The organism is Paenibacillus kribbensis (assembly GCF_002240415.1).
Taxonomy (GTDB): Bacteria; Bacillota; Bacilli; order Paenibacillales; family Paenibacillaceae; genus Paenibacillus; species Paenibacillus kribbensis.
Map to the genome: position 1 here is coordinate 4533626 of NZ_CP020028.1, position 23528 is coordinate 4557153.

17 protein-coding genes and 2 pseudogenes are annotated in these 23528 nt (G+C 49.8%); 3 read left to right on the forward strand and 16 right to left on the reverse strand.

Annotated features, from left to right (window positions below; all coding sequences use genetic code 11):
• Positions 1-60: 60 nt before the first annotated feature.
• The 12 genes from B4V02_RS20185 to B4V02_RS20235 all read right to left on the reverse strand — a co-directional run bounded on the left by B4V02_RS20185 (position 61) and on the right by B4V02_RS20235 (position 17582).
• On the reverse strand, positions 61-1080 hold the full coding sequence (locus B4V02_RS20185; protein ID WP_094156142.1) for a 4-hydroxyproline epimerase: 1020 nt from the start codon (positions 1078-1080) through the stop codon (positions 61-63).
• Complete coding sequence (locus tag B4V02_RS20190) at positions 1077-2297, reverse strand: NAD(P)/FAD-dependent oxidoreductase (protein ID WP_094156143.1); 1221 nt, start codon at positions 2295-2297, stop codon at positions 1077-1079. Before B4V02_RS20190 ends, B4V02_RS20185 begins: the two co-directional genes overlap by 4 nt.
• A gap of 167 nt (positions 2298-2464) precedes the next feature.
• Positions 2465-3988, reverse strand: a complete 1524-nt coding sequence (locus B4V02_RS20195; RefSeq protein ID WP_094156144.1) for an Ig domain-containing protein — start codon at positions 3986-3988, stop codon at positions 2465-2467.
• Positions 3989-4023: 35 nt separating this feature from the next.
• Positions 4024-5121, reverse strand: coding sequence for a M24 family metallopeptidase (locus B4V02_RS20200; RefSeq protein ID WP_425270794.1), 1098 nt, complete (start codon positions 5119-5121; stop codon positions 4024-4026).
• Positions 5122-5175: 54 nt separating this feature from the next.
• Positions 5176-5301, reverse strand: a complete 126-nt coding sequence (locus tag B4V02_RS27025) for a hypothetical protein (RefSeq protein WP_279628240.1) — start codon at positions 5299-5301, stop codon at positions 5176-5178.
• An 18-nt stretch (positions 5302-5319) separates the two neighbouring features.
• Positions 5320-6246, reverse strand: a complete 927-nt coding sequence (locus B4V02_RS20205; protein ID WP_094156146.1) for a carbohydrate ABC transporter permease — start codon at positions 6244-6246, stop codon at positions 5320-5322.
• The gene (locus tag B4V02_RS20210) at positions 6243-7148 is read right to left on the reverse strand and encodes a carbohydrate ABC transporter permease (RefSeq protein WP_094156147.1); all 906 of its coding nucleotides are present in this window, start codon (positions 7146-7148) and stop codon (positions 6243-6245) included. Before B4V02_RS20210 ends, B4V02_RS20205 begins: the two co-directional genes overlap by 4 nt.
• 33 nt (positions 7149-7181) lie before the next feature.
• Positions 7182-8498 carry an ABC transporter substrate-binding protein gene (locus tag B4V02_RS20215; protein WP_007431941.1) on the reverse strand — a complete coding sequence of 439 codons (1317 nt, stop codon included), beginning with the start codon at positions 8496-8498 and terminating at the stop codon, positions 7182-7184.
• A 162-nt stretch (positions 8499-8660) separates the two neighbouring features.
• Positions 8661-10250, reverse strand: coding sequence for a response regulator (locus B4V02_RS20220; RefSeq protein WP_094156148.1), 1590 nt, complete (start codon positions 10248-10250; stop codon positions 8661-8663).
• 16 nt (positions 10251-10266) lie between these two features.
• Complete coding sequence (locus B4V02_RS20225) at positions 10267-12093, reverse strand: cache domain-containing sensor histidine kinase (RefSeq protein WP_094156149.1); 1827 nt, start codon at positions 12091-12093, stop codon at positions 10267-10269.
• Positions 12094-12106: 13 nt separating this feature from the next.
• Positions 12107-13405, reverse strand: a complete 1299-nt coding sequence (melA, locus tag B4V02_RS20230; protein ID WP_007429012.1) for an alpha-glucosidase/alpha-galactosidase — start codon at positions 13403-13405, stop codon at positions 12107-12109.
• Positions 13406-13538: 133 nt separating this feature from the next.
• Entirely contained in the window at positions 13539-17582 is a 4044-nt protein-coding gene (locus B4V02_RS20235) for a DUF5695 domain-containing protein (RefSeq protein WP_094156150.1), read from the reverse strand.
• Positions 17583-17793: 211 nt separating this feature from the next.
• Here B4V02_RS20235 and B4V02_RS20240 point away from each other — a divergent pair, with 211 nt between their 5' ends.
• Positions 17794-18006 (forward strand): hypothetical protein, encoded by a 213-nt coding sequence (locus tag B4V02_RS20240; RefSeq protein WP_094156151.1) that lies wholly within the window; start codon positions 17794-17796, stop codon positions 18004-18006.
• A 271-nt stretch (positions 18007-18277) separates the two neighbouring features.
• Here the strand turns inward: B4V02_RS20240 and B4V02_RS20245 are convergent, their stop codons facing one another.
• The gene (locus B4V02_RS20245; RefSeq protein WP_094156152.1) at positions 18278-18862 is read right to left on the reverse strand and encodes a TetR/AcrR family transcriptional regulator; all 585 of its coding nucleotides are present in this window, start codon (positions 18860-18862) and stop codon (positions 18278-18280) included.
• A gap of 171 nt (positions 18863-19033) precedes the next feature.
• Between B4V02_RS20245 and B4V02_RS20250 the strand changes: the two genes are divergently transcribed.
• Together B4V02_RS20250 and B4V02_RS26775 are read left to right on the forward strand one after the other, a co-directional pair.
• Positions 19034-20014, forward strand: a complete 981-nt coding sequence (locus B4V02_RS20250; RefSeq protein WP_094156153.1) for an NADP-dependent oxidoreductase — start codon at positions 19034-19036, stop codon at positions 20012-20014.
• Between the two features lie 587 nt (positions 20015-20601).
• Positions 20602-20751 (forward strand): annotated as a pseudogene (locus B4V02_RS26775) (GNAT family N-acetyltransferase); the annotation flags it as partial.
• Positions 20752-20889: 138 nt separating this feature from the next.
• Here the strand turns inward: B4V02_RS26775 and B4V02_RS20255 are convergent.
• The 3 genes and pseudogenes from B4V02_RS20255 to B4V02_RS20265 form a co-directional block, all read right to left on the reverse strand.
• Positions 20890-21229: pseudogene (locus B4V02_RS20255) on the reverse strand (MmcQ/YjbR family DNA-binding protein).
• 110 nt (positions 21230-21339) lie between these two features.
• Complete coding sequence (gene tnpB / locus B4V02_RS20260; RefSeq protein WP_094156154.1) at positions 21340-22443, reverse strand: IS200/IS605 family element RNA-guided endonuclease TnpB; 1104 nt, start codon at positions 22441-22443, stop codon at positions 21340-21342.
• A 423-nt stretch (positions 22444-22866) separates the two neighbouring features.
• Positions 22867-23292 carry a MaoC family dehydratase gene (locus B4V02_RS20265; protein ID WP_094156155.1) on the reverse strand — a complete coding sequence of 142 codons (426 nt, stop codon included), beginning with the start codon at positions 23290-23292 and terminating at the stop codon, positions 22867-22869.
• Positions 23293-23528 lie beyond the last annotated feature (236 nt).

The window sequence follows — 23528 nt, forward strand, 5'->3', positions numbered from 1 at the left end:
ACCAACCCTTTCCCATTTTTATATTCAGCATTTTGCATCATTCGATTCCCGGCACTATACTCACATCAGTAAAAATCCTTCTCTCAGCGGGTCCTTCGGATCAAGCACAAATTGATGATGTCCTGTTACCCAGGCCGAGCCTGTAATTTGCGGGACCACCGCCGGATAAGGACCTACCTGTGTTTCGCCCACAATTTCAGCCCGGAACATGGAGCCTGTGATACTTTCGTGTACAAACGACTCATTTAAGCCCAGCTTTCCCTTGGCATGCAGCACTGCTACCTTGGCCGAGGTTCCTGTGCCACAAGGGGAACGGTCGATACCTCCCGGCGGAATGACGACGACATTGCGGCAATCGGCCTGTGGAGCCACAGGCTCCCCGTAAAATTCAATATGGGTCAATCCCTGAATAACCGGATTCTCAGGATGGACTACCTCAATAGCAGCATTCACCGTTTCCCGAATCCGGACCGCCGTCCGTACAATCTCTGCCGCATTGCTTTGCTCCAACGCAAGATCGATGGAAGCCGCCTCTACAATGCCGTAAAAGTTGCCTCCATACGCAATATCCAGCACGACTTGGCCGATACCCTCTACATCGACCTCCACCTCACGGCGGTACACAAAGGAAGGGATGTTCGTGAACGTTACTTGCCGCACCTTGCCCGTATCCACCTCCAGCCGCACTTGAACCGGACCTGCCGGAGTATCCAGCAGTACAGACTTTTTATCCGCAGCAATCAGTCCACCTTCCATTAGCGCCGTGCATACTCCAATCGTATCGTGACCGCACATCGGCAAATAACCGCCAGTCTCTATAAAGACTACACCGATATCGGCATCTGGATGGCATGGCTCTGTTAAAATACAGCCCGACATGACCTCATGGCCCCGCGGCTCGAACATCAGCAGACGGCGAAAATCATCATGATGCGCTGCCATGTAAGTCATCTTTTCCAGCATCGTATGACCTACCAGCTTAGGTGCGCCGTGAATGACCGTCCGCGTCGGATTTCCTCCGGTGTGGGTATCAATCGTCGTAATCTTTCCTGATATAGCAAGCTTGCCTGGCACACTCATCCGGTTACCTCCCCGTGAAACTCATGCCCGTTCTCATACCCGTTCAAAGCCTCCCCAAATCGGTCATATCGCAGCGGCTCTACCGGGATGCAAGTGGGTTCGCCGCGTACCATTTCGGACACCAGCTTGCCCGTGACAGCAGCGAGGCTAATGCCGTCCCCTTCATGGCCAGAAGCGATAAACAGCCCCGGCACTTCATCCACGGCTGATACAATCGGCAAATGATCAGGCGTCCATGGACGCAGGCCGGTATATGCCCTCAGCAGCGGCACGTTTGCCAGGGCTGGAAAAAAGCGTATCGCCCTGCGGGCAATTAAGCGGATCACCTGCTGATCGACCCCCGTATCCATACCAACAAACTGACGGCTGCTGCCGATCAGAATGTTTTGTGATGCGGTTGGCTCGAATACCAGCGCTACACCATATTTTTCATAAACCTCATCGACACTCCGCTGCCCGCCGAACTTGCTCATCAGGTACCCAAACTCCATCACCTTTCGCTTCCCGATCGAAGGCATTCGGGCAGACACCAGAATATGTCCTTTGCGCGGCATGATCGGAAGGCTCAAACCGAGTGAATGACCGATGCTGCGTGTCCACACACCTGCTGCCAATACCACGGTCCCCGCATGGATCACACCATTTGGCGTCTCCACTCCGCGGACGTTTCCCCCTTCGTCCTTGAGGACGAACCGTATCGGCGTGCGCGGCAATAGTCTGGCACCCATCCGACGCGCGGCGTTGGCCAGTGCATACGTCATCAGCACCGGATTTACGGTAGAATCTGTCGCACACTCCAGCCCGCCCGGCAAATCTTTGGCCAAATGCGGCCATTCCTTCCGCAAAGCCTGCTGATCCAGCATGCGAAACGGAAGTCCCTCCTGCTGCTGACGGGCTACCCATTGCTCTGCCGCCTGCATCTCCTGCTCATTTTCACAGACCAAAATGCTGCCAGGCGCACGGTACTCAAACTCATCCTCCAGCTCCCTGGCCAGCTCTGCCACCAGCTCCTGCGATACCAGCGACATCCGGCTGTCAAATCCCGGCTCCTTGTCGATTGCCAGTATATTTCCATCACAACGGGACGAAGTGCCTCCGGCAATCTCTCCCCGCTCAGCCAGTACGACCTTCAAACCGGATTTAGCCGCATAATAAGCGATGGCCGCACCAATGATTCCACCGCCGACAATGACTAGATCCGCCGCGTCGTGTTTCACTCGCTTTTCCTCCCTTCGACCGTTTCAACCCGAATGTCGCAACACTCAGGTCGCTCTGCCCCAAATTTCAACCATGGTCGTCCAGTAGATGTTAGCCCAGCTAAATGTTAGTCAGTCAAATGTAAGCTCCGTCAGAAAATTCGGGGCAGCCGCGCTGGGAAATTCAGTTACAGCTTGAGCGTAAAGCTTTGGGTCACGGGCTTGCTCAGCTCGTCATAATCCCGCAGCTGTACGGTGAACGTATATATCTTGTTCGCTGCTCCGCTTTCTGCCGTACCGCTGATCGTTCCTGTGAAGCGATCCAGCGTGAAGCCTGCGGGCAGCTGACCGCCCGTTACCGTCCAATCGTAAAACGGAACGCCTCCCTTGGCCTCCAGCTTGGCATTGTACGCTTTCCCTTTAACGGGTGCTGGCAGTTCCTTCGTCACGATCTCCGGCGCGAGGAAAGGAGTCAGGTCCTTGCGAAGCGGCCAGCCTGCTTTTTCTGCTACCAGCAGCGAAAGCTTCGTGTTCATCCAGCGCCGTGTCGGGAACATGTGGCGCCAGCCACCGTTTTGTCCGCTCAGTCTGTCGACCTCGGCAAGCTCCCCGGAGAGATGATAGCTGTCGTCCAGCGCGGCCGGTCTGTGTTGATAAGCCAGAATATCCGGGTCATTGCCTGCTGCTTCCTTCAACGCCCTGACACCCGGGAACGTGTCGCTGAACACAATCGCATGACCAAATTCATGCATGATCAGCCCATGCACATCCGTCACCTTGGACAGATCGGATTGATACCATTCTTCATCGTCCACCGATGTGAATGGAACTGCATCATCATAGAAATCCAGAATCAGACTATAGGAACGGTTCAGATTCCCTGGAACGGTCACACCGTTACGTGTATGATAATTGCCGTTATTGGCTGGAAAGCCCGTAGAATAAGGCCCGTTCAATCCTCTCATAAACACCCACATGCCTTTATATGGCTTGTCATTCGTCACTTGGATTTCATTTTGCCAGTCGTCTCCCGGCAGATGGTTGACCTCCGCATTCGCCGGAACCTCATCGAAGGGGCTCAGATCAAAGAAATAGAACCAGTCCTTCACCGCCAGCTCTGCGGCTTTTCTCGTAGCAGCATCATTGAAATAAGGCATGATCGTATCAAAGCGGTAGTCAAAATGGATGGGGACTTGGGGCTCTTCATTATCGTCCTGATCCAACACCCGAATCGGAATCGACTGGGTGGTCTTGCGCCCATCGTTTCCCGCCACAGATAGGGACAGTGTATAATGCTCAATTTCACCATTTCCCCCAATCCGGTCGGGATGGATAGCTAGACGGAAATCTTTTTCCTCCTGAGCATTGGCAAAGGTCAGCGTTTTGCTTGCACCTTGCGCCGACAGCGTACTTGGCAAATCCATCATCAATCGCGATGTGCCCTGCGCATTCAGCGTTATCGTTACCGGAAAGGCGGCGTCTGCCGGCGGTTTGACCTTTAGCTTCACATACGGGTTCGCAAGATACCCTTGCCAATCGACCAGCTCTATACCGTAATCGTTCACCGTCCGGCTAAAGATGTCGATGACTTTGGCATCCGACTCCGCCTTGGCATAAGCCTCATGACCCGGAATAGCTGGTGTTAAAGCAACGATGAGTGAAGCCGCCAGCGCGGTCAGCCATATTTTCGTGCGTCTTTTTTGCGTGTTCATTCGATCCCTCCATATCATTTTTGGATGGCTGCTTTTTATAATAAAATCATCTCCTTCGGCGAGAAGGTCAGTACCTTCACACCGTCATCCGTGATCAGCACATCATCCTCGATCCGTACCCCGCCGAACCCGGGGATATAAATGCCCGGTTCCACGGTAATGACATGGCCCGGTACGAGCACGGATTTACTTTCACGGGACAGCCGTATCTGCTCATGAATTTCCAGGCCAAAGCCGTGACCCAGCCCGTGGCCAAACTGCTCCCCATAGCCATACGAGGCAATCACATCCCGCCCCAGTCTGTCCCCCTCCCGGCCGCTTAAGCCGGGGCGAAGTCCTGCAATCGTCTTCATATTCGCTTCCAGCACAATGGCATACAGTTCCTTATGACGTTCCGACGGCTTGCCGACGAAGACAGTGCGCGTAATATCGGACAGATAACCACGCACATTCGCGCCAAAATCCATTGTGACAAACTCATCCTGGCCGATTTCCTTGTCACTGGCCAGCCCGTGCGGCAGTGCCGAACGCTCACCCGAAGCGACAATGAATGCAAAGCCACCCGATTCCGCACCCGCCAGCCGCAGCTGATATTCCAGTTCCGCCGCGATCCGTCGCTCTGTAACCCCTGGCCGGATGTAATTCAGCACTTCCGTAAAAGCAGCATCGGTCATACGCGCCGCTTCGCTGATCGTCCGAATCTCATCTTCGTCCTTTACATCGCGCAGCCGTTCTATCACATCCTCTGTGTGCACATACTCCAGCGGACCCAGCGCGGCTTGAAGCTGACCCGACTGCTGGAGTGAAACATGACGACTTTCCAAACCCAGTCGGTGAACGCCTAATTTCCCCGTCAGCGCGGCTATCGTCTGGAAAATTTGTACTTCGTGCTGAATAACCGAATACTCTGGTGCCTGATCCTTTGCTTGTGTCATATATCGGAAATCCGTTACCAGAAAAGCGTCTTCCTCCGTAATAAGCGCCATCCCGGCCGAGCCTGTAAATCCGGTCATATAGCGCCGATTCGGCCCATGTGTAATGAGCAGCGCGTCTATACCCAGTGCCGGGAATTCCGAGCGCAATCGGGCCAGTCTGCCTGGAATACCTTGTAACGGCTTTGCCGCAGCCTGCACATTTCGAACTTCTTCCTCTTTCACTCGCACTGCCTCCCTGCTCCATATTCCTTTTCAAGTAATACGACTTGGCACACGATCCACCGCATGCTTGTGAACCCATCCATCCTCTTCTCGCTGCTGCCTCCCGTAGCTCCTGCGTCCACTGTCCCTGTTCATTTCCCCAATACTCAAGCTCATTCCAGCTCCAGCTTCCTGCTAGCCTTTGATGCCTGTCAGTGTAATACCTTCAATAAAATACCGTTGTCCGATAAAGAAAATGAGAACGATGGGGGCCAAAATGGTACTGGAAGCCGCCATCAGGTAAGGCCAGTTCGTATTGTTCAGCCCGCGAAAAGTCGCCAACCCCAGCGCCAGCGTAAAATGCTTTTCGTCACTCAAATAAATAATCGGGCCCAAAAAATCGTTCCACACATCAATGAAAGTAAATATCCCGATCACGATCAATGCGGGTGAAGATAAGGGAATAATGACACGCCATAGCACGGTCAGAGGTGTACCTCCGTCCATATAAGCCGCTTCGTCCAGATCACGCGGGATCGTCAGCATGAACTGGCGCATCAAAAAGATATTAAATGCTCCCCCGCCAAACCATGCAGGAGCAATCAGCGGCAGAAAGGTGTTCAGTCCCCCCAGCTCACGCCACATGACAAAGGTGGGAATCAGCGTCACCGCGTACGGCAGCATCATCGATCCGATCAGCAGGGAAAAGATCAAGTTGCGTCCAGGCCAGCGCAGACGGGCAAACGTAAACGCCGATACAATCGAGGTCAACATCACACCTGTCAGCACACACACCTCAATCAGGAATGTATTCATAAAATACCTGCCGAACGGCACCGAAGTCAGCGCCTCCGGGTAATTGCTCCATTGAAAAGGTGACGGTATCCACTCTGGCGGGAACACAAAAATTTGCGAGGTCCCCATCAGAGAGCTGCGAATAAGCCATACAAACGGCAACAGCATCAACATACTGCCCAAGATTAAAACGATGTACAGCAGAACACGACTGATTGGGAAGGACTTGGCACGGGTAGCGGGTGCAGGACTGCGGGAGCGTTCTGGCTGTGGAGGCGGATGCTGCTGTGCTTCGGAAGCATGGGCAGCAGAAGTGATCTGCTTCATGATCGTTCCCCTCCTTCATAGTGGACCCACTTTTTGGACGTGGAGAAAATCAGGACGGTCAGCACCATAATGACGAAAAATAAGATCCAGGCCAGCGCTGAGGCATAGCCGATTTTGGTCTCCGTAAAAGCCGTACGCCACAAGTAGAACACGTAGAACAGGGTTGCATTGTTGGGTCCTCCGTTGGTCATCACGTACGCCTGATTGAAGGCCTGAAAGGTGCCGATTAACGACATGACCAAATTGAAGAAAATGGTGGGTGTCATTGAGGGAATGGTAATATGAAAAAATTTGTGCCACAGATTGCCGCCATCCACCTCAGCCGCTTCATACAGATGGGTGGGAACCGACTGGAGTCCTGCCAAAAAGATAATGACCGTGTTCCCGATCCCCCAGGTGCTCATCATAATCAGGGAGGGTATCGCAGTGCTTTCGTCATAAATCCATTTGCTGCCCGGCAGTCCGACACTCTCCAGCAGCGAATTCAGCAAGCCAAAATCCGGGTTGAACATCCACAGCCACAGCATCGTATTCGCAATACTTGGCACAATGGTGGGTAAATAATAAATCGTGCGGAATATCGATAAACCTTTCACCTTCTGATTCAGCAACAGCGCAATGATAAAAGCCGCCGTCAAGCCAAGGGGCACGCTGCCCAGCGCATAATACGTGGTCACAAACATGGATTGGGAAAAGGTTGTATCCTTGGTCAGAATGGTCTGATAATTCTCCAGCCCTATAAAGCTCATCTGGCCGCCAATGGTCCAGTCGGTCAGGCTGAATATGAATGAGGCCGTGATTGGCCCAATCGTAAATATGAGTAGTCCGAGAATGGCAGGAAGCGCGAACAACAGACCCCAGTTACGCTCCATGCGCATCATTCCTGATTGCTGCCGCTTCATGGGCCAATCTCCTTTCGCAGCTGTGCAGTCGGTTTATTCATCCGGATACACTCCCTGGAGCAACGGCTGAATAATAGGCTCCAGCTCATCCAATGCCTGCTGCGGCGTCTTCTTATTCGTCCAGATCAGATCCAGTCCCGGGGTCAGCTTGGAACCGATATCCGGCCAGTTGCGCAGCGTAGAGGTGGACGGCTTGATGGCGTAGTCTCTGGCATATTCAATGCCTGCCTGCCGAAATTCAGGCGGATGGGCCGCATTATTCGTCCATGACTGGATGGCCTGCTCATCGGTATAATATTTTTCCTCGATAGGCATCCACAGACCGGACTTGAACAGGTCCACCTTTTCCGGATTGTTGTGGTACAAATAGAATTCGAGCGCTTCCTTCGGATGCTTGGTGCTCTGGAAAATGACAGTGGCTCCCGCAACGATCATCGTTTTGGGTTCCTTCAGCTTCGGCAATACGCCGATACTCCATTGCAGCTGCTTGTTGTTCGAAAAATCAAGCAGGGACCACGTCCCGTCCACCACCATGGCGACTTTTCTCGTCTGAAGCCGAATCGTATTGGATGGCATGTCCTGCTGCTGGATCAAATCGGGAGCAACATGCTCCTTGAAAACCAGATCCTGCAGCTTCTGAAATACCTCCACCGACTCGGGACGGTTCAGGGTGTACTTCTTGCCCGTTTTGTCGGTCAAAGCTCCGCCATTGCTCGCCAGGAGCGGCCCCCAGGAGCTGCGGTCATTGCCGAAGGCAAAGCCGTATTGCACAATATTTTTCGGATCAAAGCCGCTTTCACCGGGATGCTTGCCATTCTGATCCTTGGTCAGCTTTTTGGCAATTTCCAGAAATTCATCCCATGTCCACGCTTTTTGAGGATCGGCCGGAGGGACAGGTACCCCCGCTTCTGTGAACAGCTCCTTGTTGTAAAATAACTGCATCACTTCCAAGGCGGTATAATTGCCGATAGACTTGCCGGGTTCACTGTAGAGATAGGAGGATTTAAGCTTGTTTTTTAATTCGGGATATTCATCATAATAGGAGGATAAATCCAGGAGTCTGCCTTCACTTGCCCATTTCATCGTGAGCGAATCACCCAGGTAGGCGATATCGGGAAGCTGATTAGCGGCCATTAACGTGTTAATTTTGGTCGTGTAGTCACCAGGGACATGCTCGCCCTTTACGCGGATATTCGGGTGGGATGCATTAAAGCTTTGAATCATTTTTTCCATTGCCTGCTTCTCGTCATTGCTTCCCCAGTACATGAACTTGAGCTCGACCGCATTCGGATTGACCGGTTCGCCAGCATTGCCGCTGCAAGCCGCCAGTCCTGTCAACATCGCCGTCATTATAAGAGCCATCCATGTCCGTAACCTTCGTTTCAGCAAATCAATCGGCCCCTTCCTGAACTGGATTCTCCTTACAAGCCTATTATGCGCCGAGAGTCCGGAGCCGACCACCCAACGACTCCAGACTCTCTTTGTTTTGGTATGATTTTTTTAACAGCGCGTTTACAAAAATGTTCTACGGAACTCCGTCGGGGTCAGTCCGGTATGTTTTTTGAAGGCGATGCTAAAATAATTCGTATCCGAAAACCCCACAATCTCGGCCACCTCCGCCACCTTCCGGTTCGTGTCGAGCAACAGCTCACGCGCACGCTCAAAACGGACACGGGTCTGGTACTCAGCAAAGCTCTCCCCTGTGACCTGCTTGAAACGGGCGCTCAAATATTTGGGGCTCATATTCATGTAAGCCGCAAGGCTGTTCAGACCGCCATCCTCCTGAAGATGCTCACGAATCCACTCCTTGGCCCGCCGAAATTTGCGCGGAATCCCCTTCTCGCGCGCTTCCCGTACATGACGACCCACCCGGACAAAATAGCGGGATACATAGTCGATCATCTCCGGTCCGTGCCGCAAGCGGGACAGCTCCAGCAGCGGGTCCTGCTCCTGCATGGGCAGTTGGCAGACGGATGCATCGCTCTGGACGATGCGCATAACGAACAGTACAAGCTGGGTGACGATCATTTTCACCTGCTTGACGGGCAGCCCTGCCAATTGTCCTGACCATTCCTGTAAAATCGCATGGACTGCTGCATCATTTCCGGCCCGAATTTCCGTGATCATGAGCAGCTCCTTCTCCAGCAAATAACCGCTGCTCGGCTCGGCCGCCTGAATGCTCTCATAGGGGATGATCTGGCTATAGCCGACCCAGCCCCGATGCTCCGCCGCCTGCACCGCTTCCTCATAAGCTTCGGGGAGCTGCTCCGGCCGCCCTACAGGACGACTAATCCCGATGGACACCGCCCGGTTCAGCCGCTCCTGCACCGCCTGCCGGATTTGCTGTGCCGTCCGCTCCGCGGCCCGGCAAGATGCTGCTGCCAGCAGCACGACCCGTCGATCGCGGGAAACCGCCGCACCGTGCGCCTTCGCCCCGGCTGCCGCCGCGGCCTCCCAAGCCAGCTCTGCGAATAGATGGCTGCTTGGCTCCTTGCAGCCGTGCAGCTCGCTTGTAGCGGCAGCTTCCTGCTGCTCCGGCTCCTCCAGCTCGCAGCACAGGACAGTATATGGCGGCCCGCCTGTCTCGAAGAGCCCCAGCCGATCCAGCTCCCGTATGACCTCGGCTGCGGGGCGCCGCTGCTGCAACAGATCCAGCAGCAGATGCTCCCTATACAATGGCTCCGATGAACGATGACGGTGAATGGCCTCCTCCTCGCTTCTTCGCCATTGTGCGATCCGGTCCTCGGCCCGCCGCAGGGCTGCTTCAAAATCCCCGCTGGTTACTGGCTTGAGCAGATAGTCAACCGCCTGAAGCGAAACTGCCTGACGAATGTAGGTCACGGATTCGTAACCTGTCAGAAATAACAGAGGCGTCTGCTGATCCTTTTCCCGAATGGTTTTGGCTATGTCCAGCCCGCTCATGTCTGGCAAATTAATATCCAGTAAAATCATGTCCGGTCGCCGCTCCGTATACAAACGCAACGCCGTCTCGCCGTCACTTGCCACATCACTGACTTCCACAGACAGGCCGCTTTCTGCCACCATCAGCTTGAGTCCTTCCCGAATATGGTATTCGTCGTCCACAATCAGCAGCCGGTACATGCATTTTCCCCCTTCCTTATTCGGTTCGAATTGGTGCCAGCAAAGTAACCGAGGTGTAATGCCCCGGCTCGCTTGCCACGGACAGCCCATATTCCGGGCCATAATGCCGAAGACGCTCATGCACATTGCGCAGCCCAAAGCCAATCGCACTCCCCCGCTCGGCCTCCAGCGATTTCCGAATATCGTCCAGACGCTCGGCTCCGATACCGTCCCCGTCATCACTCACCGTCAAGCGCAGCATATTACCTTCCCGTGTACCGGATAACATGATATATCCACGGTCGGTACGACCCTTTAACCCGTGGTAAATAGCATTTTCAACAAGTGGCTGGAGGATAAGCTTGGGTACGTAAAATTCGCAAATATCCTCCTCCACCTCGCAAATCCACTCGAACGAATTCCGAAACCTGAACTGCTGCACCTTCACATAGGCGCTTACATGCTCGACCTCCTGTCCCAGGCTTATTTGCTCCCGACCGTAACTTAGCGAGATGCGAAAACATTTGCCAAACGCCCCGATCACCTCTGCCATATCCCGTTGTCCATTTGCCAGTGCCATTCCCTTGAGCGACTCCAGCGTGTTGTACAAGAAATGCGGATTAATCTGCGCCTGAAGCGCACGAAACTCCGCCTGCTTGCGCGATAGCAATGCTTCGTACACCTGCCCGTACAGCTCATGATTTTTTTGCATCATATGAAGAAAACGCTCGCCGATCTGTCCCACCTCATCCTTGGGGTTAAACACAACGGGGGCAGGAGCTTCTGGACCATTGGCTGATCCTGTTTCTTCCACACTCCCATCCACCGCCATTAATCGGCTCAACTGAAGCAGAGGACGACGAATCGTATCACTCAGCCGATAAGACAGCATCCAGCCCAGCACCAGTGCAATCAAAAAAGTCCAGATCGTCCAGGCTCCAATATTCCGCGCATCCTCGAACAGCACGGATTGATCGACTTTTTGCAGCAGCGTCCATTGCCCTTCATTTAACGGGCCATAGGAGATCATCGTCTGTCGCCCATTCCATGTTCTCCAGTCCTTTGTAAGCACGGGTTTGTCCACAGCCGATTTGGCAATCTGCCGCAGCAGCGATGGGTCCGCAACGCCCTGCTCCGGCAATCGATACACAGGCTCGCCCTCCTGATCCAGCACCCACATCTGGGTATTGCCGTCTGTTTCATGGAAAGCAAGTCCCCTGAACAGACTGGCCTTGTCAATTTCCAGCAGCAAAAATCCAAGCGGAGCATAATCCCCAGTCGTTTTTCGCAGCAGCTTCCCGACATATATGCGATCCTCCGCCATCCCGTGTGCTGATGCAAACGGCGAATGAACCATCCACATCATAGGCCGCTCGGTGAGCAGGCGGCGATAGTACACACGTGCTTCCTCTAATGTAGGAAGGCCGCCAAAGCGGACCGAAGCATTCCCCTGATAGAGAGAATGCTTGAGCCCGCCATTGGCGGCATATATGAAAGAGGACATGATATACGGCTTGGTCTGGGTTTGCGTTCGAACGACCATGCTGAGTGTTTCATCGTTCCGTAAGTATTCATAATCGTCTCCCGGCTTGGTCTCCAGCGTGGCCTGCACATCGGGATTGCTGAGAATGGCATTGGTCAGATCGTTCAAATCGGAGAGCGTGGCGTTGACGTAATTTTCACTCATTTGCCTGGACTGCATAGCCAGCGCTTCTGACTTTTCACCAAGGGAGTGGGCCGCGATCCGGTAAAAGGTAAAGGTCTGCACCACCATCGGAAAGACGGTGAGCACCAGCGTCAGTACAATGAATTTCCCACGGATCGTAGGAATTCCGGCGAACTTTTGACGACCCCGGCCTCCCATTTAGCCGCCTCCCTTACACATAGGCTGGAAGCCATTTTCCATGTGCCGCAATCAGGTCATCGCACAGAGAAACAATATCATCCATGGACAGCTCGGCTGATGTGTGCGGGTCCAGCATGGCAGCATGATAAATATGCTCTTTTTTCCCGGTGATCGCTGCTTCAATCGTCAACAGCTGTGTATTAATATTCGTCCGGTTCAGCGCAGCGCATTGGGGCGGCAAATCTCCGACAAAGGTCGGCGTAACCCCACCCCGATTGACCAGACAAGGCACCTCCACACATGCTTCCTTCGGCAGATTGGTAATTAAGCCTGTATTCATCACGTTCCCGCCGATGGCAAAAGGCCGATCCGTTTCGATGGCCTCCAAAATATACGAAGCATATTCGTTCGACCGTTCATGACGCAGATCCTGATTGCCTAAAAGCTCTTCGCGCATCGTTTGCCATCGTTCAATCTGGCTCACACAGCGGCGCGGATATTCATCCAAAGGAATATTGAAGCGCTCGATCAGCTCAGGGTACGCCCGTTTGATAAAATACGGATGATACTCCGCATTATGCTCAGACGATTCTGTAATGTAATAGCCGAATTTCAGCATCATTTCAAAGCGCACCATATCATGATGCTTTTCCTGCTGCTTGGCGGCGGCCCGTTTTTTAATTTCGGGATATAAATCTACCCCGTCCTTGCTCACTTCAAGCAGCCAAGCCATATGATTGATGCCTGCAATTTTGGCCTTCACACCTTCCTGCTCCAGCCCGAGGCTTTTGAACAGCTCCGGTATACATGCCTGCACGCTATGACACAGCCCTACCGTACGGACACCGCCGTATACGTTCATCACATTCGTCAGCACAGCCATCGGATTCGTGTAATTGAGAAACCATGCATCCGGGCATACCTCACGCACATCTGCTGCAAAGTCGAGCATCACCGGAATCGTCCGCAAATTGCGAAAAATACCGCCAATGCCAACCGTATCGGCAATCGTTTGGCGCAGACCGTATTTTTTTGGGATTTCAAAATCCGTAATCGTACACGGATCATAGCCGCCCACCTGAATGGCATTTACCACATAGGCAGCTCCACGCAACGCTTCCTTGCGGTCGGTGTAAGAGCGGATCACACAGGTGCTCCCTGTCGTTTTTTTCAGATTCAATAAAATATTTTCCGAATCCTTCAGCCTTTCGGGATCAATATCGAACAATGCCAGCTCGAAGCCCTGCAAAGCAGGTGTCAACATACAATCGCCAAGCACATTTTTCGCAAAAACCGTACTGCCTGCACCCAAAAATGCAATCTTGCTCATGCCCGTTCCTCCATTCACATTGTATTCGCAGCAGCTGCGCACTCCAAATGTAAGGATACCCACCGCCACCCTCTTTGCAGAAGAAGGTGACGGTGGGAAAGGTTAGCCATGACTATGTGTTGTTGCCTCCCAATCAGAATTCCCCTACTGATTTAGCGAAGCTGATTGGCCGAGCCAGCAAGGCAGATGTGACTGAGGGTGTCGTAGTTGGCGGGGTTGCTGGAGTTGCTGAGAGTGCTGGAGTCCCCGGGTTAACCGGAGTTGCCGATGGTGCCGCGCTCCCTGCCTCGATGACAGTTACCTTCGCAATCGCCTTCAGCTCTGTCCCTTCTACTTTGCCCTGTAATTCAAATGAACCCGGAGCAGCATATTGTGCAGGATCTATATCCTCCCATTCCACAGCCACCCATTGGGTCGAGTCTTCTCCATACGTAGCTTCCACTACGCTTGGCAGTTCAGGCTTTTCACCCGCGTGAGTCGTTATACTTACTTCTTTGAGCGCGGTGATCTTCTCGGCTGCTGTCAGACTCTGTGCTGTACCGGAGGCCAGACCTGCCACCTCGCTTGCATTCAAAGCGCGGCTGTAGATACGGAATTCATCCACCAGACCATTGAAATACGGATCAGGGTACTGGGACTTGCCGATAAAATTATTTTTGGTCTGACCAAGGCTGATCGGATTCAAGGTCAGGCTGGTGTTGCGTCCCACTTCTTTCCCATCCACATACAAAATACCTGTGGAGCCTGAAAGCGTGACCGCGACATGCTTCCATACACCTGTCGGCAGTACAGGGGCATCAATCGTCTGTTCCTGTCCCTGCCCGTTACCCTGGTTCGTAATGGCAAATAACATCCGGTCCCCGGCTTTAGGGGTCAGGAACATGTATTCATTCGTCCCGGAGCCGAAGTCAAAAATCCGCACATAATCGCTCAGGCTGTTCGCTTTGACCCAGCCGGATACGGTCAGTTGCTGTGCCCGGCTCACAATGCCCGCTGGAAGCTGTACATAGCTATCCTTGCCATTGAGGCTGACGGCATTGCCTGTTTTACCCGCTGCCCATGCCACGGTCCCTTTTACGGTAGCATCATTGCCGCTGTCTGATGAATCTGCTGCCAGAGAGCCGCTGGTTTCGTTAAACTTGTAAAACGCAAGCTGTTCAAGCAGCGGAGCCGCCGGTTCAGCCACCACAGTTACTTTGGCCTCCGCCGACAACTGGGAATCGCTGGCTGCTAGCTTGAATACATACGTTCCCGGCTCGGAAACGTCCACCTTCGTGCGCAGCGATGTTTTGCTGCTGAATGTGACCTTGGCGTTCTGTGGTCCTTCAACCAGACTCCACTCGCTTGTCACCTTTCCTTGCGGAAGTCCATCATCTGTAGCTGTGCCTTTCAAAATGATCTGATCCGGCAGCTTCATCTTGGAAGCTTTGCCGGCATCGACGACAGGCGCCTTGTTTGGATCAGGCGTGGTCGGTGTCAGCTCCACCGTGTAGGAGGATGCTGTGCCAATGTCCAATTTCAGCTTGTTGGAAGGCGCATACGCGTTAAACTTGCCTTGCGATTGACCGCCTACTTTAACCAGATACGTTCCTTTCTTCAAACCGTCAAATGTAACGTATGTGGAATGGGCTTGGCCCGGCGTTTGGTTTTTCAGTTGGAACCATACATAATCCTTGGATGTGGCCAGCTTGGCTTCTGTATATTGATCCTTATCCAGCTCGATATACAGCTTTTCCGTAATCAGATTGACCCGCTTGAACAGGCCGTCCAGCGGCTTGATCGTATACACGTTGCCGTTTTTGCTCACCTCTGCACCATAGCCCGTCAATCCGAAAATCGGGTCCATCGCAATATCGGCGCTTAACGTTTTGAGCGCACCGAACAATCCGAGGTCAGCCTCGCCGCTCATGCCGCGCCAGCCGTTCAAGAGCGGAACATTTTTACCACCACCTGTGCCGTTCGTTCCGTTATTGCCTTTTTCCGCTTGATACGTCCATGCTACCGCCCCGATGTTCTCGGGGTCCGAGCTGATTTGCCCGGAATTAATCGCTCCGACATTGGCAATTTTGGCTGCGTAGGACAGCCGCTGTTGCTCCTCACGCTGATTGTCCTCATGATACCGAATCCAGTCATCCATCGCATAGCCTGCGAGTGAGGTCGTATACTGGAAGTTGAACCAGTTCTCCCCGGTAATCGTCACCGGATCGGTGTAGTAGTACCATACCGGCATATGACCGCGTGCCGCGCGGGTTTTGGCGTTGATTTTACTCATCATTTCCAGGGCTTTGCTTTGCTCGCCTTCTGTATCTATATTCTGTTTGGCTAACGTATATACAGCCTCTTCTCCGGTATTGTCATAGCTGTATTCGGAGCCGTAAGGATACTTTGTATTTTTAAAATTGTTATATTTGCGGGCCATTTTATCCTTGAGATCGTTCGCTTCATCATCATAGCCTTCATCTTGAAGTGCCTGAATAATATCCGGTGTGGTCAGTTCACCCATCAAGCCTGTTTCCCAGTTGTACGCGACTGGCCCTTCATACAATGCTTTGAAAATGTTATAAGCTCGCAGCAAATAGGTTTCCTTGGGGTGCTTGTAAGTGACAAGATCCGGGTATTCCTTGGTAATCTTGTACATGCTGAAATACGTATTGTATACGTGTGGGTACGCATAGCCCCGATAGGTCGGTGTATCGTTCGGCTCCGGCATCAGGAAATCATGAATTAAATAATCCTCATGATGTCCGTTCATCAGATTCGTCCAGATCGCCGTTTCCAAATAATCGTCTACGGCCCGCACCTCTTTGGCAACTGGAGACAGTGCATTTTTCTCAGCCAGGAACTGTCCGTGGGTCAGACCCCAATCATCCCCCCAGCCCCAATAGCCGTTAAAAATATTGCGCTTGGATTTGGTATGCATCATCCAATCGTCAAACACCTTGTCACGCAGATCTCCCGGCACATTCCACTGGGTTTTGTCCACCATAAAGGTAGCATGCCGTTGCAGCGCCTGATCAATCGGCTCGATGGCATAGAACTGTAAAACCGTTTTGCTGCCATTGCCATATTCCACGGTTATAAAGTTCGGGCCCAGCTTGGTCAATTTCAGTTCATAAATGTGGTGTCCTCCGGCCTTGCTATCTGTCTGCGGAATAACGGTTCCGTCTGGATAGGTCACCTTGTTGATCGTTTGCTTGGTGCGCAGATCCACCTTCGCCTTTTGATTCGTAGGCACGATCATGCCCGGTACGACCGTAGTGTCCACCAGGTTTTCTTGGTACAACGTATCCTTTACATCATGCTCGTCCTTCACCGCCAGAAACTTGAAGCCATAGTTTTTGCTTTGCCCGGGATTCAGGACCAGGCTTGTATTAGGCAAATATCCACGGTTGGTGGACTTGATGACATTGGAATGAATATAAAATACATTCAGTCCTTCTATCCATTTACCTTCGTTTGCCGGATTCCACGCCCATTTGCTGCCCGGATGCTCCTCATCCCGCCAACGGTCCTGATACTCAAAGCCTGCACCTGTTGAGGCATCAGGGATCAGCAGCAGGGAAGAACCAATGCCGCTGGGACGTCCAGCTGTAATATAGGAGCTGTTATTGCCAACAAAGGAGTGCGTCACGACTCTGGTTTCGTAAATCGCATCACCGTTGGTCCACTGCTCATTAAAAGGCAAAGGCAAACCGAAATCGCCAATCTCCAACTTTTTGCCACTCGTATTCTGGATCTGTATATTCCACAACACCGAACCATTCGCTTCCGCTGAATACGTTTCGATGACCTTAAAATTGCGTATGCCCTCAGCGTTGCTGGAATTCTCGTACGTGACGGTGACACGGTTGCCACTGGTCGTGATCTTGCGTGCGTCTGCCGACTTGTTCGTCCAAGCCTTTGTCCAGCTGCCATTGTCCAGTCGGTACGTGAACATCAGTTCACCCAGCCATTGATGATCTGCGGTGTTCTGCTCAGGTGTTACCGTTGCATTCATGACATACTCAGTCGGGAAAGCATCCCCTTTGATACGAATGGATGAAATTTCCCCATGCTCGCCTGTCTGAATCGTCAGCTTGTCATTGGATAGTTCATAAGCTTCTGCCTTATGCGCCCCCAATAGCACAGACGCTACGGTTAAAAACAAAAATGCAGCCAATATTCCCTTAAGTTTCATCAACACGGCCTCCTTTTGGATTTTGGAGTTCTTATTTGCTTGCCAATCACCTGAAGTCTCTTCATTTCGCCGCAACCTCCTTGGAAATGTAAGCGCTACAACTCTATTGTACAAAGCCTTGTACATTGGTAAAATCAACATTTTCAACCGATTTATATAGGATTTCAACCTAATCGTGGGATGAGTTACGGCGGGGGAGTGAGCGCTGCGCGTGCAGATTGTTCTTCCGATCGCTGTTATCCCCGGATTTCTGAAATTAAAGCCTATGATCAAGGGCGAAATCCGGGGGCAGCTTATGCTTACGATGCGAGCTTTCCTTCGGAAAGCTTTTAACCGAACGCTCCGCTTCTCCAGAACAATTCTGCCCGCTCCGCTGACCAACCGCCGTAAAGTCATCGCCCTTTTTAGGGAATTGGGGCAGTAGGAGGACTGCAAAGGACGGAGTAGCAAGAAGGCTTGCAGCTTCTTGATTGGTACAGAAAAAGGAGCAGGAAGAGTAACTTATTAAGACCTAAAATAAAAAAACTTAAAACAATTGGGATTACTACATATTTAGACTGAACCGGAAAATGAAACAGCGACGGACTAGGACCGGACAATAAAGTCTTAGACTGCCGCTGTTGTATTGAACTAACGTCTCCCGTTAGTTGAAGGTCGTTACCAATTTAGAGCTTTTATTTCCACTGTCTATTACTTTATTTTTCTAATTTTAAAACGCTATTTTCTTCGAACAATTGCAATTGAATTCGATTTAGCAAATTCCAAAATTGTTCAACCATGACCGATACCGGATACGGCATCGAACGGGTAATCCACCATTCCAATAAACCCACACCTGCTGAAATTAAAAATTGCACCGTAATGTCCCTGTTCAACTCCCGATCGAGATTGATCGAATCCAAATGCTCGCTCAGACTTTGCCGCAACATTGTCTCCATTTGGGTTCGGAAAACCGCGCTTCCCTTGCTCGTCAGCATTTTAGAATAGAAAGAAGCATGCTGCTCCAAATATTCAAACGTGCGCTGCAACGCGGTTTTGGAAGTGAGATGAACCAAGCCTTCTTCAGACATACAACTGCGCAGCAACTGGTTTATTTGAGCTTCCATGCATTGATCGCGCAGATCGTACTTGTCAGCGAAATGCAAATACACTGTTCCTCGATTGACATTCGCTTCCTCCGCAATTTGGTTGATCGTTATGCTCTCGAAGTCCTTTTCCGACATCAGCTTCATAAAAGCATTCATAATCGCTTGCCTCGATTTTTGAATACGCCTGTCCATACTGTTCTCCCCTTTATCCCATGCAAAATGAACATATCGAGCCCCTCTGTTGAAAAATCAACAACCGAGCTTGTTTTAACCATTGAATACCATCTGCCAGCCTGATACATTCACTATATAAAACACATGTTGAAAATTCAACGTATGTTCAATTTACGAGGAGGTAGAATCATGAAAGCTATTGCTTTGACAAGCTTTGGAGTCCCCGAAGCGCTGGAGGAACTGGAGATACCAGTTCCTCCACTCACCGACACACAGGTTCTCATCGAAATGCGCGCCTCTTCCATCAATCCCGCAGATATTCAATTGCGCAGCGGTGCGATTCTTCAGAGCCCGATGGCCGATAAATTTCCGGCTCAATTGCCGCTTGTCCTTGGTATTGATGTAGCTGGCATCGTAAAAGAGGTTGGTGAAAAAGTGCGTCATTTCAAGCCGAGGGATCGTGTCATGGGTATGGTTCCGATGGGTTCCTACATGGACTATGTTGCGGTGGAGGAAGATCATCTTGTCGTTATTCCGCAGAGTCTTTCCTTCGAAGAGGCAGGCGCCGTGCCTACAGTTGCCCTGACAGCTTGGCAAGCGCTGTTCGAGCATGGCCGTCTGCAACCGGGAGAGCGCATTCTGATTCATGCCGGGGCCGGAGGCGTGGGACATGCGGCGATCCAGTTGGCCAAGCAACATGGAGCATATGTTATCGCAACTGCGAGGGACTATAACCATGATTTCGTCAAAGGACTCGGTGCGGACGAGGTGTTCGACTACACGAAAGTCGACTTTGCCACCAAAATAACCGAGCCTGTCGATATCGTGCTGGATTCCGCTATGGACCCATCCACCTTCGGTACCGGGCTACCGGGAGATATCGGAGATAAAAACTACTCGGTCATCAAGGATGCCGGCACCTATATTTCAGTAGTAGCATTTGCGATCAATCAATATCCAAAGGTCCGGGGCATTGACGCACGTTTCTTTCAGGCAAGACCTAACCGTGCCGATTTTGAAGCCATTGTTCACCATATACAAAAGAACAAGCTAAATATCCACATCGATAAGACCTATCCCTTTACTGCTCAAGGCCTGTTTCAGGCGTACCGCAAAAGCGAAGAGCTTCCGAAACGGGGAAAAATCGTCATATCGAAAAACATGGAATAGATATCTTGCCAACTTTATACTTTATTTCACTATATTACCAAAATCTAAATTTAAGTCAGATAGAACAAAGGGTTCAACATATTAGTCATGACTAATATATTGAACCCTTTATATTTAACTATCGTTCCTCGTTAGCGAAACTAATTTCTCGGAAGGCTGTTGTCCTCCTAATACTAATAATGAGACTTTCTTGGCTATTGTCTCTTTGTCAAATGATATTTTCCCAGAAGCCCATAAGTAACCGGCTTCAAGGATGATGTTGGCATAAATCGGTACATAAAACCTTTATACAGCCGGGTACTGTAGGTAATCCTGATCACATTGTAGAAGTTTGGTATGACTTTTACGAAAGAAAGAATCGCTTTGAAGAAACATTCCCTCTAGGGGTTGATCCAACTAAACTGTCAAATTAATGATAAGGCGATAAGATGGTCATTCAATGGCTATCTTTTCGCTTTTCCTCAAATTTTTTGATAGGCCTCTGCATATATCAGCACCGCCATTCAATATTTTGACGTCATATGTATAGCGGAATTGGTGCATATGGTTTTCCTTTACGGGGACTACATTATACCGTTTGATCGGCAATCAACAAAGATGCGGCAGATTGATCTGAATTAAGATTACAGATTGATGGAGAAACAGAAAATTTAGATAGAGAGCAAGGGGACGCATTAATAGATACATCGAGGTTCGAACAGATCATACAAACGGACACTGTGAAACCAAGAAATTTATGATCATTTCGAGGGAGTTTAAAAGATATTTGAACATTTGTAGAGCGTACTCACATCAACTAATTAAGAACAACATTAGGTGATTATAGTATTGAAACACGTAGTTTCTCACGCATATACGATAAGAAAATGGGGGAATTATGTCCTTTCTTTCTTCTTCTTCGGTTTCGTCAGTTGAAAGCTATGTTGCACCATATCAAAAAGATCATCCTCTTGCATGTTGCCATCTAAAATAACGGTATTCCAATGCACTTTATTCATATGATATCCCGGCTTAACTTAATATGCTGCGCAGGAAATCGGCTCGATTCGGCTCACATTTGAGGTTGATGCAAAGGTGGCCATCATTCTTGTAAAGCATCGCAAATATTTTTTTATTATCCTTATGACGTATTACAGTCCATTTTTCGTCAAAGGGATAGTCTTTATAAACGTCGGGATAAGTGAGACAATAATTGATTATTTCCTCTTTAGTCATCTAACTTCCTCCTTGAACCTCTCATGGCTAAAGCCACTAGATTCCTAAGTACGGAAACCTATCGGTTTCTAATTAAGTAGGCTATCCCCGTAGTTCCTACGGTTACTGCATTAGGCAGATCGTAATCTTTTGCCTTCGGCAAGGATGTTTTTACTTGCATTTACATCTCTGTCATGGGCAGTTTCGCATGATGGGCATGTCCATTCACGCAGGTTCAGATTCTTTACTTCTTTGTTTTGGTATCCACAACACGAACAAAGCTGAGAAGAAGCAAATGTTTTGCCTACTGCAATGACAGTACGCCCAAACCAGTTGGCTTTATATTCGAGCATGGTTCTAAATTCATACCAAGACACTTCACTAATCGCTTTGGCCAGTTTGTGGTTTTTCATCATGTTAGATACTTGCAAATCTTCAATTGCAATGAAGTCGTGGTTTTTGACAATATGCGTTGAAATCTTTTGCAAGTAATCTGTTCTTGCACTGGCAATCCGTTCATGGATTCGAGCAACCTTCATTCGCTGTTGGTTCCAGTTAGCCGAGCCTTTCACACGTCTGGACAAGATCCGTTGCTCACGAATGAGTTTTTGTTCCATATTCCGTAGGAATTTGGGATTTTCAAACACTTCACCGTTAGATAGAATAGCAAAATCCTTTAACCCAACGTCAATCCCGACTTCCTGGTTTGTTTTTGGCCATAATTGTACATCTGTTTCTACCAACAACGATACAAAGTATTTGCCAGAAGGATTGTGTCTGATTGCAGCCGATAGGATACGACCTTTCACCTCTCTTGATTTTGCAAAACGAACAAGTCCCAGCTTCGGGAGTTTGATTTTGTTTCCGTCAATCGCAATGTTCCCGTTGGTGTATTTCGTTGTATAGGACTGAACCTTGTTCTTCTTTGACTTGAAACGGGGTGCATCGTTTTGTTTCTTGAAAAATCGTGAGTATGCATCAGCAAGATTTTTTACGGACGACTGTATGGCGATGCTATCTACTTCTTTAAGCCAGGGCCATTCTTTTTTCAGATTCGGCAGTTCAGAAGAACATACTCCGTACGATAATCCTTTGCCTGTTGCTTTGTACGTATCGTTCCACTTCGACAAGAAGTGGTTGAACACAAAACGACTACAACCGATGGTCTTATGAATCAGCATTTCCTGCTCCTTGGTTGGATAGAGACGGAATTTGTATGCTTTGTTTACTAACATATGATTTCACCTCACTTTCTAATTTTGAAAATCACCTTCCTATAGCTTCTTTTTTAACTGGGGAACCCTTTCAATCCTAGGATAACATATGTTAAAAAGTTCAATCTATTACCCTTCAATATCAGTGTTTTCGTTAATTACAAAGTTAACATATGTCGGACTATTGACGTATCAAAAGATACGACTGTCCGAAACCGATTCATCTCATGATTGAAATCACGAGTGTTCTCGGCTAAGTCATAAATCTATTTTCAAAAGCAACCTTTAGCGCTCAAAGCGCATCGTAAGTGGAATCAAACATTTAGTTTACCGCCAGCAGGTAGTCCTCACCTTAAAACCATTATAAAGAACAAGTGTTCTCTAATCAACTTAATATTAGGAGGCTCTCTTCTGTAGATTCTATATTTACTGTTCGAATACACCTTATTTATGAACTAAAACGGACAATTCACCTTCAAATACTTTCTCATCCTTGTCATTGAAAGTCGTCAGCATAACAGTAACTATTCCTGTTTCATCCAGTTTCTCTCTAAGGGCAGTTACCTCCACCATCGTATGTAATTCATCTCCCGGGTACACGGGTTTTATAAATCTAATATTGTTCATAGCAGTTCCAGCAATGACATCATCACCATAACTAACCGTTTCAACCCAAAGCTTGAATGAAACTGCCAGCGTTTGAATTCCTGATGCTATGATTCCATTAAATCTTCCCTGCGTTGCTTTATCTTCATCCAAATGCATATATTGTGGGTCAAACTCCGCTGCAAATCTGGTAATATCCTCTTTTGTTAATGTTAAAGACTTGGTTCTAAATCGTTGTCCGATATAAAATTCATGATACCGCATGAATGTACCTCTCCTCTAGGTCAAATGAGCTAATCTGCCCGTTCGTACTATGAGATCGAAGGTATATTAAAAAAGGACAAAATTCTGTCCGACGGTAAGTACCACAACACGGTTATGTGTTCCGAAAAAATAAAGTTTTAGACTTACCGTTATCAAGACCTTGGTTGAGAAAAATTTATTAAAACAAAAGGATTGAGGAAGAAAAGCATTTATCGAGGATCGATCGTTACGCTTAC